Source organism: Ruminococcus sp. (assembly GCF_024684275.1).
In genome coordinates, this window is the sequence record NZ_JAIKXF010000023.1 from 1 (window position 1) to 14,807 (window position 14,807).

The 14,807-nt window shown below is 46.7% G+C and carries 14 protein-coding genes and 1 other RNA gene; 8 read left to right on the forward strand and 7 right to left on the reverse strand.

Annotation, left to right across the window (positions count from 1 at the left end):
* The 7 genes from ssrA to K5677_RS02780 all read right to left on the reverse strand — a co-directional run.
* Window positions 1–168, reverse strand: a transfer-messenger RNA (tmRNA) gene (ssrA, locus tag K5677_RS02750); the annotation flags it as partial.
* Window positions 169–266: 98 nt separating this feature from the next.
* The gene (locus K5677_RS02755) at window positions 267–1,388 is read right to left on the reverse strand and encodes an LD-carboxypeptidase (RefSeq protein ID WP_296724379.1); all 1,122 of its coding nucleotides are present in this window, start codon (window positions 1,386–1,388) and stop codon (window positions 267–269) included.
* Between the two features lie 15 nt (window positions 1,389–1,403).
* Entirely contained in the window at window positions 1,404–1,868 is a 465-nt protein-coding gene (smpB, locus tag K5677_RS02760; RefSeq protein WP_296724381.1) for an SsrA-binding protein SmpB, read from the reverse strand.
* A 222-nt stretch (window positions 1,869–2,090) separates the two neighbouring features.
* Window positions 2,091–2,840 (reverse strand): NAD(+) synthase, encoded by a 750-nt coding sequence (gene nadE, locus K5677_RS02765; RefSeq protein WP_296724386.1) that lies wholly within the window; start codon window positions 2,838–2,840, stop codon window positions 2,091–2,093.
* A gap of 16 nt (window positions 2,841–2,856) precedes the next feature.
* The gene (locus K5677_RS02770; protein ID WP_296724388.1) at window positions 2,857–3,384 is read right to left on the reverse strand and encodes an isochorismatase family cysteine hydrolase; all 528 of its coding nucleotides are present in this window, start codon (window positions 3,382–3,384) and stop codon (window positions 2,857–2,859) included.
* Window positions 3,385–3,426: 42 nt separating this feature from the next.
* The gene (gene thrH, locus K5677_RS02775) at window positions 3,427–4,029 is read right to left on the reverse strand and encodes a bifunctional phosphoserine phosphatase/homoserine phosphotransferase ThrH (protein WP_296724390.1); all 603 of its coding nucleotides are present in this window, start codon (window positions 4,027–4,029) and stop codon (window positions 3,427–3,429) included.
* 121 nt (window positions 4,030–4,150) lie between these two features.
* Entirely contained in the window at window positions 4,151–4,624 is a 474-nt protein-coding gene (locus K5677_RS02780; protein WP_296724393.1) for a small multi-drug export protein, read from the reverse strand.
* 172 nt (window positions 4,625–4,796) lie between these two features.
* Between K5677_RS02780 and K5677_RS02785 the strand changes: the two genes are divergently transcribed.
* The 8 genes from K5677_RS02785 (at window position 4,797) to K5677_RS02820 (ending at window position 14,774) form a co-directional block, all read left to right on the forward strand.
* The gene (locus tag K5677_RS02785) at window positions 4,797–6,254 is read left to right on the forward strand and encodes a penicillin-binding transpeptidase domain-containing protein (protein ID WP_296724395.1); all 1,458 of its coding nucleotides are present in this window, start codon (window positions 4,797–4,799) and stop codon (window positions 6,252–6,254) included.
* A gap of 195 nt (window positions 6,255–6,449) precedes the next feature.
* Window positions 6,450–7,892 carry a penicillin-binding transpeptidase domain-containing protein gene (locus tag K5677_RS02790; protein WP_296724398.1) on the forward strand — a complete coding sequence of 481 codons (1,443 nt, stop codon included), beginning with the start codon at window positions 6,450–6,452 and terminating at the stop codon, window positions 7,890–7,892.
* A gap of 65 nt (window positions 7,893–7,957) precedes the next feature.
* Window positions 7,958–9,955 (forward strand): metallophosphoesterase, encoded by a 1,998-nt coding sequence (locus K5677_RS02795; protein ID WP_296724399.1) that lies wholly within the window; start codon window positions 7,958–7,960, stop codon window positions 9,953–9,955.
* A gap of 130 nt (window positions 9,956–10,085) precedes the next feature.
* Complete coding sequence (locus K5677_RS02800) at window positions 10,086–10,349, forward strand: spore coat associated protein CotJA (RefSeq protein WP_296724402.1); 264 nt, start codon at window positions 10,086–10,088, stop codon at window positions 10,347–10,349.
* Entirely contained in the window at window positions 10,346–10,594 is a 249-nt protein-coding gene (locus K5677_RS02805; RefSeq protein WP_296724405.1) for a spore coat protein CotJB, read from the forward strand. Before K5677_RS02800 ends, K5677_RS02805 begins: the two co-directional genes overlap by 4 nt.
* Before the next feature lie 3 nt (window positions 10,595–10,597).
* On the forward strand, window positions 10,598–11,209 hold the full coding sequence (locus K5677_RS02810) for a manganese catalase family protein (RefSeq protein ID WP_296724410.1): 612 nt from the start codon (window positions 10,598–10,600) through the stop codon (window positions 11,207–11,209).
* Window positions 11,210–11,672: 463 nt separating this feature from the next.
* On the forward strand, window positions 11,673–12,572 hold the full coding sequence (locus tag K5677_RS02815; protein WP_296724412.1) for a leucine-rich repeat domain-containing protein: 900 nt from the start codon (window positions 11,673–11,675) through the stop codon (window positions 12,570–12,572).
* 201 nt (window positions 12,573–12,773) lie between these two features.
* Window positions 12,774–14,774, forward strand: a complete 2,001-nt coding sequence (locus tag K5677_RS02820; RefSeq protein WP_296724414.1) for a glycosyl hydrolase — start codon at window positions 12,774–12,776, stop codon at window positions 14,772–14,774.
* Window positions 14,775–14,807 lie beyond the last annotated feature (33 nt).

Below are 14,807 nucleotides of genomic sequence, written 5' to 3' on the forward strand. Positions count from 1 at the left end.
TCCCTCGGTGGACAGAAGCTGACTTAAGCAGCTACCAGTTCGCTATTTCTAGAAACTGTAATGTTATTTCTTGCGTTTATATTTAAACGTGGCGCAGGTTATGGAGATCACGCCATTCTCCGCTCGCTTATCACACTTCAAAACCCCCGTCGAAACCTTTACGCCCCCATAATTAATGAGGGTACAGGTTGGGGAGCCGTAGTGCTCCGAATAATATTATACACTGTTTGCAGCATTTTGTCAACTGCAAACAGTGTAATTAATTGTCATATAAGGATAATTTCCTGTTTGTCAGCGTCAACATGAGCCATAGCTCCATATGGGAGTATCGCTCTCGGAGCTCCGTGACCGAAATTTACATTATAGAGTATGGGCAGCTCAGTGTTGCTGACTGCCTTGCGCCAGACGTCTTTGTATTCCTCATAGTATTTTTCATTCATAGGCTTGCCGACGATAATGCCGCTGATATTTGCGAAAACTCCCTTGTTTTTCAGTGCAGTGAGGTATTCGCACAGCAATTCGGGAGTGGGCATGACCTCGCTTGTTTCGGCGAAGAGTATCTTTCCCCGCCATTCATCGGCAGTGGGGAAAATGTTATATTTCTGTGTTATCTCGGCTTGCTTTGCGAAGTCCTCTTTGAGCTGTGGACAGCTTTTAAATTCAGCTTCAAGTAAACTGCTGTAATGTTCAATACTGCCTGCCATGAGCATATCGCCCATGCTGTCGATACAGCCGCCGAGGAGCTCGCCCTCGAAGATCGGAGCGCCCTGCAATAGCTCATAGCCGTGCTCTTCTTTATGAGAAACGGGCATAGTTCCCACAGCAGACGCTGAGAAGTCTTTTCTCTCCTCATACCATACATCTGATGGAGTTATGATCCTGCCGTGATATGGCTTGAAGCAGCTCTCGAACTGCGCTTTTGAGTAGGGGAGCATATCTCCCGAGAGCTCCGCTAAGTCGCACATGAAAGCCTGACCGTAGAAGGTCTGGAGCCCAAGTCTGTGGAACATGAAGTGATTATTTGTAGTATCCGAAAAACCCAGAAAGAACTTAGGGTGCTGACGGACAGCGTTTATGAACTCCTCGTTCTCCATGAGATAGGGGAAGGTGCGGAAAGTTTCGATACCGCCGATAGCGGTTATTATACCCTTTACTGAGTCGTCGAGAAAGGCGGCTTTCAGGTCTGCGGCGCGAGCCTCGGGGTGACAAAGGATATAGTCCCTGCCCATGAGGGCGTGTTCGGTGAAAACGGGGTCGAGACCGAATTTACGGAGCATTTTTAAGCCCAGCTCTTTCTCGTGAGCGCAGTATGGCTCGCCGATAATTCCGCTTGAAAGACTTATTACAGCGACCTTATCGCCCTTTTTCAATGGCTGTGGGTATATCATTGTGAAGTCCTCTCGTTACTGATTGCGTGATTTGAGATTGCGGTCTATTTCACGGTTAGCGTCGCGCTTTGCGATGTCTGCGCGCTTATCGTAGAGCTTTTTGCCCTTGCAGAGACCTACCTGCATTTTTACACGGGAATCCTTGAAGTAAAGGCTCAGTGGAATTAGGGAAAGTCCCTCCTGTTTGAGAGTTCCGTAGAGCTTATTTATTTCGCGCTTATGCATGAGGAGTTTTCTTACTCTCAGCGGATCGCGGTTAAAGATATTACCTTTTTCGTAGGGTGAGATATGCATACCGCGGACGAAGATCTCGCCATTATCTATAGAGCACCATGAGTCTTTAAGGTTCACACCGCCCTGACGGATAGATTTTACCTCGGTGCCCACAAGCTCGATGCCTGCTTCGTAGGCTTCGAGAACGAAATAATCATGTCTTGCCTTGCGGTTTTCGGCAATAGTTTTAGTACCTTTTGAGCGCATTTTATCATCTCCTGTTCATGTAAAAATTATACACTATCGCAGAAAAAAAGTCAACTGAAAACAGTGTCAAAGTAAGCTGATGTACAAAGAAACAGCCCGAGAATACTCAGGCTGTTGATTCGGGATGTCGAGGACGCCGTCCCCTACAAATGCTTTCAGATAGTCAACTGTAGGGGCTGGCGTCCCCGACAGCCCATTGATATTGAAAATAGCGTTAAGCTGTTATTTGTTCTGCTCATACTTTGGCATAAGCTGTAATTTATGAAGATTTGCTCTGTGCATACGGTCTATCTTTTCCTTTATCTCGGGAACAGAGCTGAGGTCATCAAGACCGCGGATATATCTGTCAAGCATAGCGTATGTAAAGCCTAAATTCTCCTCGTCGGTCTTACCGCAGAGACCGTCGATAGGCGTTTTGTGGACGAGCTCATTTGGAAGTCCGAGATATTCGCCCACCTGTAATACTTCGGTGACAGTCAGGTCTGAAAGGGGAGAGAAATCTCCTGCCGCATCGCCGAATTTAGTGGAATAGCCCACCCAGTCCTCTGAGAGGTTGCAGGTATTTACAACTCTGCCGTTATGGCTTGCTGCAACTGCATAGAGGGTAGTCATTCTTATACGGGCCGGAGTGTTTACTACAGCCTGATTTGAGGGTTCAAGGTGCTTTTTAAGTTCATTCATGAATGTTGAGACTGTGTCGCCGATATTGATAGTGTAGCTTTTAATACCGAGAGTATCCACCAGCAGACGGCTGTAGGCAATATCAGCCTGTTCGCCCTGCGGCATGAGAACTCCTATAACTCTGTCCTTTCCAAGTGCCTTTGCGCATACTGCGGCAGCTACTGAGCTGTCTTTGCCGCCGGATATTCCGATAACGGCGTTTGTCTGCGGAGTTGCGGTCCTTTCAAATAGGTCGCGCACCCACTCCACTACTTCCTTAGTGACCTGTTCAGCGTTGAAACTATAGCTCATATTTATACGCTCCTATCTATTCAACTATCATCTGAACGACCTTCATTGCGTTCAGAGCATTTTCGTGGCTTTCGGGAGAAACTCCTGCACAGCAGTCCGAAATTACCCTAACGGGTATTTCGGGATATGCAGCCTTGATTATCATAGCGTTTGAAATTACGCATATATCGGTGCAGACGCCGATGAACAGGAACTCCTCTATATCCTTGCCGTCGCCGATTATTTCGGGTAGCTTCACAGCACCGAAGGTAGGCTTTTCCACGATAGTGCAGTCTTTGCCGAGAGCCTTTTCCACCTCGGGAACAAGCTTCCAGCCCTCAGAGCCGCGGATGCAGTGCGGAACGGGAAGATTTTTTCCCTCCTGAGTATCCATATAGTTTTCTGTATGAGTATCAAGAGTAGCGATTATCCTTCCGTCCTTTTCAGAACTGCGGAAGTCGTTTATCTTCTTAACGACATTTGCCGTAACAGCGGCAGTCTGTGGATTGCCCAGAACTCCTGTAGTGAAGTCATTCTGCATATCAATAACGATGAGCACCTTCATGTGTCAAGCCTCCTTTGGGGTATTGTTTATTGTTTTATGACCTCAGATCATAGCTTTTTTGATAGCTGCAAGAAGCTCGTCATAGGTTTCGAAAGCAGGGAGCTCAGGGTGATCCTTCTTGATCTGTTCAGTGCTTCTGAACAGGAAGCCTGCCTTACTTGCCTCGATCATGCCGAGATCATTGTAGCTGTCGCCGCTGGCGATAGTATCATAGCCGATTGACTGGAGAGCCTTTACTGTAGTGAGCTTTGACTTCTCACAGCGCATCTTGAAGCCTGTGATCTCGCCGTTGTCGGCAACCTCCAGTGAGTTGCAGAAAATGGTAGGGTATCCGAGTTTTTTCATAAGTGGTGCTGCAAACTGTGTGAATGTATCGCTGATGATGATTACCTGACCAAGCTCGCGGAGAGCGTCGAGGAACTCTTTAGCGCCTTCCATAGGTTCGATCTTAGCGATAGTGTCCTGTATTTCCTTGAGGCCGAGACCATGCTCCTTGAGAACTCCGAGACGCCAGTTCATGAGCTTGTCATAGTCAGGCTCGTCACGGGTAGTCTTTTTGAGCTCAGGGATACCGCTTGCTTCAGCGAAAGCGATCCATATCTCAGGTACGAGAACTCCTTCAAGGTCGAGACAGGTTATATACATAATTAATTCCTCCAATAAATAAATATACTATCATTATACTACTTTTTCTCTTGTTTGTAAAGTACTGTGTTATGACAAATAAAAAGCCGCGGCTTATAGCTGCGGCTTTAAGAGAAATATCTTATTTTAATGCGGTAAACGCTGCAACTCCGCAAAGAGTAGCAACAGTTATGATAACAGCGGCAAGAACAACACCGCAGGCAACTGCGACAACACTCTTTTTGAAGTCAATTTCGAGAAAGCTTGCTGCAAGAGTGCCTGTCCATGCACCAGTACCGGGGAGCGGAATGCCAACAAAGAGGAGAAGTGCCCAGAACATACCCTTTCCTGCCTTTGCCTTGAGCTTTTCACCGCCGCTGTGTCCCTTTTTAAGGCACCATGTAAAGAACTTGCCGATAACGGGCTTGTCAGCGCCCCATTCAAGGACCTTTCTTGCAAAGAGATAAATAAACGGTACAGGTATCATATTTCCGATCATACAGATGATAACAGCGTGATACCATTCTACTCCCATTTTCACGCCAAGAGGGATACCGCCTCTCAGCTCCAGAATAGGCACCATTGATAACAGAAACGTAAAAATATATTTTTTCATATCATAACTCTCTTTCATAAAAAATCACAACAACTTATTATCTCATATTATTCGGAAATAGTCAAGCTTTTTCTGGAATTTTTTATTTTTTTCTGCGGACAGTTGACGAAATCCCACCTATAGTATATAATGTTATTGTTTGAAAATTTATGTTAACAAAGGACAGTGTTATATGAAAATTAGAAAAATAACGGCTCTTGCCGCTTCATTTGCAATGCTTGCAGGAGCTGCTTCCTGCTCGTCAAAATCAGTGGGAAAGATAGAGGGTGCAGACGGTCCTGCCGAAGCCGCCGTGACGACCAACGAGGCGACGACTGTTCCGCAGGCAGCGACTACATCTGCCGCAGAAAAGACGACTGAACCCCAGAGCGCTGGCGCAAAGGGCAATATCTACGACGCAAATGGAAATCTCCTCGTTTCAACTGCCGAGGACGGCAAACGCAGAGCTTTTGCGGATAAATACGCTGTATCCTTTGCAAATATACTTACAACCATGTCCGAGGGCTATGATACTGCCTTTGAGGATATACTCACAAAGACCGCACCAAACGGTTCTCCGCAGGCTGTCAAGCTCACTCTCGACGGAGATGTTCAGAACGAGATATACAGCTATATGGAAAATAACAATATTGTCGGCGCAGCAGTAGTTCTGCGCACAGACGGCTCGATCATGGCGCAGGTAAGCTATCCCTCATATGATCCCAATGCGGTTGCAGATCAGAAATATGATGAAAACCTTGCGTGGGGCGATGTGGGAAACAAGGCTTTCAGCAACTATGAACCCGGCTCATGCTTCAAGATAATGTCAGAGGTCATTGCCGATAAGCATGGCGTATACTCCGTTCACGATGACGGAACATGGGACTTCGGCAACGACCACCCCATTGTGAACTGGGATCACGAGACCAACAAGGCAAGCTATCCTATGGAGCGCTCTCTCAGCTCGGCATTTATCAATTCAAGCAATATCTTCTTTGCAAAGGCTTTTGACAATATCGGCGAGGACGCTGTTTTAAGTGATCTGAAGACCATTTTTCACTTTGGTGCTGATGATTCCGACGATATAAAGTGCGATTTCGGAGTTTTAAGCAACAATATTGAAATAGAGGACGTGGACGATCTCCGCAGAAGCGCATTCGGTCAGTCAAAGGTGCTGACCTGTCCCATATTCCTGTCCGCTCTGGGCAGAGAGGCTGTATTCGGCGATATGGTAACTCCATTCGTACTGAAGGATATAGTTGACAATTCCGATCCCAATACCAAGATAGGCGAGGGCTCGAGGGCTTACGACGTTATCGCTTCGATCCCGCCTGAGTGCCGTGATAATCTGCTCAATGTCATGAGTGGTGTGGGCTCTGACATCGGAGTTTACGTGGCAGGGAACTACAGCTTCTATGCAAAGACAGGCACAGCTGAGGGCTGGCGCGGCGATTATCTCTATATCACGGGCTGTGCCAAAAACAACAGTGACAGCGGCGCTCAGAGCTATGAAAGCTATGACAATTACGGTGAAACAGGCTCATATGTAGTTGTTATGGAGATACAGAATCCTGCGGAGCACGGCTTTGAGTTTGCTTCACAATCAGCAGGTCTGTATAATGGCATAATCAATATCGTTGCAGGAAAATAATTGTCGAATGATCCCTTTTGCAGCCGCGAAAGGGATTTTTTCATCATTATTTTTTATTATTTTTTAAAACGTATTGACGAATTAAGGAAATAAATGTATAATAATAGTAAACTTTCCGCGCTGCGGTCTGCGGCGCTAAGCACATATAACTTTTTAGGACGGTAATCAGTAATGATAATCAGGGGAAAAAGACTTATGCCGCTGTTAATAGCAGCAGCAGCGGCGCTGTCGTTTCCGTCCTGTTCAGCAGAGGTAGGGCAGTTTGAAGTTCACAATGATAAAAGCTCCCGCTCGGCAAGGCAAGAAACTTCAGCAGAGACAGCTGCTCCGGAAACCACCGTAACTACTACAACAGAATTCGTATATAGGGGGAATATATACGATACCAATTACAGGCTTCTGACCTATGGCACATATGCCTATGAAAACGAGGATCAGCGCTATTACGGCGAGGACTGCGGTTACTCATTCGGAAATATTATAAGTGTGGCTTCGTCAGGACTTGACGAGGCGCTTGAAGGTCTGCTTTGTACCAAGAATCCTACCCCTGTTAATGAAAGCAATAATGTAGGTGAGTCGGTAAGACTTACCATTGACGCAGATAAGCAGACACAATTATGTACATATATGGCTGAAATGGGTATGGCAGGCTCTGTAGTCGTGCTGAGAACAGACGGCTCCATAATGGCAGAGGCTTCTTACCCTAATTATGACCCCGAGCTGTTTTACGCAGATGAGCAGTACAGCAGCGGTCTCTACAGCGGCACTTTACAGAATAAGGCATTTCAGAATGCTTCGCCCGGTTCATGCTTCAAGATAATGTCAGAGGTCATCGCCGACAAAAACGGCATACATACCGTATATGATGACGGCGAGTGGTTCGACAGCGGCGCAACTATCGTGAACTGGGATCACGATTCGGGTATGTATCCTATCCCCGAGAGAACTCTAAGCTCTGCATTTGTTGGTTCAAGCAATATATTCTTCGCAAAGGTCTTCGACCAGCTCGGCACGGAAAAGGTGCTGGAGGAGCTGGGAAGTATTTTCCACTTCTGCGATCCTATAGACTGCGATTTCGGAACTATACAGAATAATATCGAGATATACTGTCTTGACGACCTGCGCAGAAGCGCCTTCGGTCAGTCATATGTCAAGACCTGCCCGATCTATCTTGCGGCTCTGGGCAGGGAGGCTGTTTTCGGTGATATGGTAAAGCCCTTTGTGGTGCAGCAGGTGGTCGATACCACCGATCCCAACAAGGAGTGCGCAAAAGGAAGTGCTCCATATGAAGTTATTGCAAGCATACCAGAGAACTGCCGTCAGAATCTTCTGGAGGGCATGAGAGGCGTTGCAAATAACTTGGGTGTCTATGTGCCGGAAAACTATGAGTTTTTCGCAAAAACAGGCACTGCGGAGACAGGCGCAGGTGACTTCCTTTATATCACAGGCTGTCTGAGAAATACTGCCGACAGATCGGCTGAAAAGCCTGTTTACAGCGACTACAGCACCTACGCTCAGGACGGCTCATACATAATCGTTATGCAGCTTCAGAATCCTGCGGATTTCGGATTCAATTTCGCCAGCGAAACAGGATTTCTCTATCAGGGCATTGTAAATATCGTTCTCTCGGAATATTGATAAAACCAATAGAGCCATAGCACTTATCTGCTATGGCTCTGATCATTTATAACAGGAGTTTTCATATGGACATTTTTAAGAAGATAACAATGATTACGGCGGCTGCGGCATTATGTTCATTCAGTATTCATCTTTGTACATATGCGGCAGACGAGCCTTGCTATACGGTCACAGCTCCGCAGAGTGAGGAAAACGGCGTTTTAACTCTTGCTGACGGACAGAAATGGTACAGAGTAAACAGCTTTGAGGACGAAAATGACTACATCATCAGTGTTATGGACAGTGACGGCAGTAAGAAGATATTTACTGCTGAGGACAGCAGAAGCAGCGAGTATATCTGGCATTATTTCAGAAGAACTATGGTGACAAGCGTTGCTCCTGAGTATACCTCACTGTCATCAAGCTCATTCCGCCTGACCTACCATGAGGGGCAGCTTTACACTTCATCAAACTGGTGGACTGACGGTGACAGTGTATGGGATTACAGCGGCGGAACTCTCAGCTATAATGAAAACGGCAGTATCCATTATCTGAAATATGATGAGGATAGCCATGAGCCTTTTTCCTGTACCGATAATGCGGCAGAGGCAGCGCAGGTCTGCATTTATGCAAGAGGTGAGCAGCTGAGCCGCTGTATAGGAAAACAGCCTGCTGCTGACAGCTATGTCATAGAGGGGAGCGGTTATGCTGCACCGAGATTTTCGGTGGAGCTTTCTGATAAAAATATTATTACAGACAGCGTAAAATGGTTCGTTGACGGTGAGGAGCAGGACTGCGCAGGTCTTGCATTTACGGCGGATTCTTTGCGCGGAAAGCCTGTTGGAGTTCATCACGTGGGCTGCCTTGTAGAGGGGCATGACGCTGACGGCGTTCACTACAGAGAGCGCTCTGCGGAGGCGGCTTTTGTCATTGCTAAGGGAGTGCTTCCCGATTCATTTATGTCTTTTTCGGATATTCATGAGCAGTATGAGTTTATAGATAAGGCTATCGAAAAGATAATGGAGAGCACTGACGGCTATATACCATCACTGGTGGTCTGCACGGGAGACCTTGTAAACGGTCCTACAGCGGACAAGGACAGAATGCTGAGCAGGTATTATCCTCAGATAGTTTCGCATCTGGGCGGACTTGATGCTGTGTTTGTCTCAGGAAATCACGATTCCGGCGAGGCGGCTTCAATAATGTCCGTCAGAGCAGGGCTGGGAGCGGATAAGGATAACGGCTTCGGCGGCGGACAGATATTCCGCGGTATTTCTGAGGGCGTGAGAGAAAATGGCAGAAACAGCCGCTTTGCAAAGGGTATCACGGTATACGGAATGAACTTTGAGAATGCACTGTACCAAAGCGGCGGCGAGTTTGCTTATTCCTATGACAGGACGCTGAAAGACCTTGACAGCTTCCTTAAAAAGACTGCTGAGAGCTATAACGGCGAGCTTGTAGTTATATCGGCACATTCGGGACTTCACGTTCTGGGGCTCCAGCCTGAATCCGTTAATGCAAACGGCAGGTCTATCGGCAAATGGATAGGGGAGAATCAGTACAATGTTGACTATTCCTATGAGCTGGCAAGGCTTATCAACAGCTATGCGGAAAAGTACCATATGGATATAATGTACCTTTTCGGTCATGACCACTCACGGGGAGAGACCGAGTTCATACTAAGCGACGGTGATACACTTATCAGCACTGAAAAATACGGTGATATGAGCTATGATTCCCAGAAGCTCAGCTTCACCTACGGTCATGCAGGCTTCCTGTCAACAACAATAGGCAGCGCAAATGCGCGTTTCAGCTTTATTTACCGCGACGGAGAACATTACTCCTACAATATCATGAACCTTGACGGTGATACCGTCCTGCACAGGGATATAACGGCTAAAAGCACGTTCCGCGAGCCTGCTGTGACTACAGCTTCTTCGGCAGTAACTACAACTGCTCTTACCTCCAAAGCAAAGATGTCCGCTGACAGTCCCAAAACAGGTGACAGAACATCAGCAGTGATTGCATTTATCCCTGCAGCAGTGCTGGTGCTTCTTGTGACAATGAAGAAAAAAGAAAGATAACAAAAAAAGTCCGACTCAGAGCAGCCGGACTTTTTTTATGTCCTGTAACCTCATAAAGCTCTTTTTCATAGTATGTAATGTGCGGAGAGCATCTGCACTTGTTCTCCGCGCAGGAAAGGAGGACATATCAATGAAACTTGATCTTTTTGACGATATGGAAGGCTTGATCCTGCATGAGCGTGAAAACTCAATGGGCGCAATGGAAATGAAGCTGAACATTTCAAATAAAGGGAACAATAACATCTCACGATTCCCTGCAAATACTCCTCTTGCTATGGCATATGTGCCATTTCAGCAGTGGGGAGAGACCTACGGCGACGATGAGGCACTGAGCAAGGGGACGCTTTTCCCTGAGCTTGACCTGCCATTTTCGGGAGGAGGCGACATCAGATGAATGAGCAGAGAATGCTTCTGAGCAAAATAAAGAAGTACGATTTTACTCTCAAGGAGCTGAATCTTTATCTGGACACACATCCCAATTGCAGACGGGGACTGGCAATGTTTCAGAAGTACAGAAAGTTTCGTCAGAATGCAGCAGAGGAGTATTCGCGGAAATTCGGTCCACTGACTCCCGAGCAGGTCACTGATAACGAGCATTGGACATGGACTGACGATCCATGGCCGTGGGAAAGGAGATAATCTATGTGGCAGTATGAGAAGAAATTGCAGTACCCTGTAAAAATAAAAAATCCCAATGCTAAGCTTGCAAAGGTAATAATCTCTCAGCTTGGCGGTCCGGACGGTGAGCTTGCTGCGTCCCTGCGCTATCTCAATCAGCGCTATGCCATGCCCTACGGTGAGGTCAAGGGACTTCTGACGGATATTGGTACGGAGGAGCTGGCTCATTTCGAGATGATCTCGGCTATACTCTATCAGCTCACTAAGGACCTTTCTATTGAGGAGATAAAGAAGAGCGGCTTTGACACCTATTTTGTAGACCATACCACAGGTATTTATCCTGTTGCGGCTTCGGGAACGCCTTTTACTGCGGCTTATTTCCAGTCAAAGGGGGATATAATTACCGATCTATCCGAGGATATGGCGGCAGAGCAGAAGGCACGTACCACCTATGACAATATACTCAGACTTGCCGATGATCCTGATGTGCGTGATCCTATCCGTTTCTTGCGTGAGCGTGAGATAGTTCACTATCAGCGCTTTGGCGAAGCTCTGAGGATCGCTCAGGATAAGCTCAACGCAAAGAATTTCTATGCCTGCAATCCGGCTTTTGATAAGAATTGCGGCAGAGCATGATACCGCTGGGTAATACTTTACAACTGATTTACTATGCGTATATTTTAAGGACTTCTATTTCGTTATAATATCTGAAAAATATGACAGTATTTAGTCGAAACGTTAAAATAATGCGAAAAAGCGCCGCTTTCACTTGACTTACTGAGAGTATTATGCTATAATGTATACAAGAAAAGTACTTGACTTATCCGATGCCTGAACATCGGAAATGAAAAGTATAGATGGGGAATCGAAAGAGGATAACGAAGCTGCCGATATTTGTCGGCAGCTTCGTGCTTTTGTGACGGCTTTTTCGGGAATATTTCGTGAGAAGACTTTATTTTTCGGCAAAATATACTGTTGCGTTATGAGGAAAAACGCCGGGACTGGCTGAAAGAACAGATATTGCAGCGGAAAATGCAGAGAATAATCACTTTTCTGACAGCTGTTTAGCTGTTATACTTGCTTAAAAGGAGTGAGTGAAGTGAAAAAGATCATTTTCGGCGCAGTTGCTGCTGTTTTTTTGCTAATGACTGCTGCCTTCAGTGCTCTCGGAGCAGAAAAAGGTGAGCTTGAATATTCCATAATCGGCGGTGAGGCAGTTCTGATCGGCTTCAATGGAGAGCCGACAGAGCTTGATATTCCTGATTTTATTGGCTGTTACCCCGTTACTGAGGTGCGTGACAACGCATTCTATAACTGTACGTCGCTGAAACGCATAACTCTGCCTGATTCGGTAACAAGGATAGGTCATCATTGCTTTTACGGCTGCTATTCGCTGGAAAGCGCTTCTCTTCCAGAGGGCCTCACCGAGATCGGAGAGGGCTGCTTCTGCGGCTGTACGGGACTTGCGTCTGCGGAGCTGCCTGATACTCTTGAGATACTGCCTGATTCCTGTTTTCGTGCCTGTACATCGCTTACTGAGATAAAGCTGCCGCATCAATTGAAAAGTATAGGAAATTTCTGCTTTGCGGGCTGCACCTCTCTTGAAGTTCCCGAGACAAGGGAGAAACTGCTATCGGTCGGAGAGAGGGCTTTCTTCATGTGCGATAGGCTGGAAAGCATTTACATACCGCCATCCTGTACGAGTTTAGGCTCGCAGGCTGTGGGCTATACCTGTGACGGCAATATGGTGCTGCGTCAGAGAGCGCTCATTATCAAGGGCGTAAATGGCTCTGCGGCGGAACGATATGCTGAGGAAAACGGCTTGCGTTTTTATGAAATGGAGGCGGCAGAGGAGGCTTTTTCGGCTGCGGAGACCGATAATAAGTCGGAAGATGACAGCTTATGTGGAATTCTGACAGGAGCAGTTATATTATTGATCCTGATATTATCCCTTCTGAGAATTATTTTTACTGATTGGTCAGACCAAAAGCTTAAATAATTAACGCTTACAGCGGCTCTGACCATAAATTGCGCTTTGTAAAATGTTTACCATTTTGAGGAATATTTGCAGAAATAGCTTGATTTTTCTGTAAAAATATGCTATCATATATATGTGTGTATGCGTTAAGTCTGATAATTAAGTTTAGGCGCTTAAATTATCAGTTTAATAAATATTATACAATGATCTGGAGGGATCAAATTGAAAAAAGAAAAACTAAAGCGGTCCGTAAGCACTGTAGCGGCTGCTGTCATCGCTGCGGCGGCGATGACCATTCCCTCTGCACCGAAAGCTCCTGCAAGAGTATCGGCTGCCGACAATGTCCTCAAATATGAGTTCGAGGACGGCAAGACCAGCGGAGGAAAGATCCATTCAAACGGAGTTTCAGACGTAAAGCTGGGCGACTTTCCCGAAGATACCGATCTGAGCGGATACTCGGGAAAGGGCTTTGCTTACCTCGACCAGAAGGGGACTACCCTCAGCGTTGAGGTCGATGTGCCGCAGGATGGTCTCTATGAATTGACCATTTGCTACTGCGAGCCCAGTGATCCTCGCAAAAAGGTTCAGTATCTCAACGTCAACGGCGTAAATCAGGGAGAGCTGACCTGCCCCTACACAAACAAGTTTGCCGAGACATCGGGCGGTGTGGTAAATCTCAAAAAGGGCAAAAACACCATTGAGCTCAAAGCTTACTGGGGCTATACCTTCTTTGACTACCTCACTTTGAAGCCTGCTTCGGAAAAGCTGTCAAATCTCTCACCCACACGAGAGCTCTGCAACCCGAAGGCTTCCGAGTCTGCAAAGAGGCTTTACAGCTACCTCTGCGACGTCTACGGAAAGCACGTCATCTCAGGTCAGCAGGAGTACTGCGGCGACCATAACTACAACCTCTGGAACAGTCCTGATGTGTTCATAAAGGACAATGAGGCTGAGTTTGAGTACATCAAGGAAAAGACAGGCAAGCAGCCTGCTATCCGCGGTATCGACTTCCTTGCGTATAATTCGTCTTCAGACTGGCGCGACCACGCTCCCGAGCGTGTAATCGAGTGGGTAAACGAATATAACGGCATCGCCACAGTTTCATGGCACTGGAACGTACCATGTGAAAAGGGAAGCGACGATATTGCCTTCTATGTTGAATCTGCGAATCCTAAGTTCACGACTTTCAGTATTTCTAAGGCGCTTGAGGAAGGCACATGGGAAAATGAAGTCATAATGAAGGACATCGACCTTATTGCAGGCGAGTTCAAGAAGCTCAAGGACGCAGATGTCCCTGTGCTTTTCAGACCTCTCCACGAGGCTGAGGGAGCTTGGTTCTGGTGGGGTGCTGAGGGACCTGAGCCCTGCAAGAAGCTCTACCGTCTGCTCTATGACAAACTTACCAATGAATATGGTCTGGATAATATCATCTGGATATGGACGAGCTCTACTTCACCTGAGGCTAAGGACTGGTATCCCGGCGACGATGTTGTGGATATTCTGGGCTGTGATAAGTACAATTGCGCTGACGGAGTGGCAAACCTCAGTTCGATAGCCTCGACATTCTACAGCATGGTTCAGATAACCGACGGTCAGAAGATGGTGACTATGTCAGAGAATGATTCCATACCGTCACTTGAAAATCTTGTGAACGACAAGGCTGCATGGCTTTATTTCTGTCCGTGGTACATGAATTACCTCACCAGCGAGCAGAATAATCCTGTGGACAACCTTATTGAGATATATCAGAGCGATTACTGTATTACTCTTGATGAGCTGCCCGACCTGAAAAAATATCCGTTAAACGGCGGCGGTGAGACTGTTGTCACAGGGACAACATCTGCAAAGCCTGCTGTTACAACAACTACAACATCTGCAAAGCCTGTCAGTAGTACAACGACTACAGGAGTTACCACAACAGCTCCTGAGGCAACTTCGACAACTGCTGGAGCGGCTGTTACTACAACAGTAAAGCCAAGCAGCGGCAAGTACAAAAAAGGTGATGCAAACTGCGACGGTTCCGTGGATATGGGCGATGTTGTACTGGTAATGCAGTCTCTGGCTAATCCGAATAAATTCGGCACAAGCGGTTCAGACACAATGCACATCACTGTGCAGGGGGCTGAAAACGCAGATGTCGATAGCACAAGCAAAGGACTCACTTCAAACGACGCTCTGGAGATACAGAAATATCTTCTCGGTCTTTCAAAGTGGGATAAATAAAATTGATTCACATTATAAAAGGGAGGAATTATG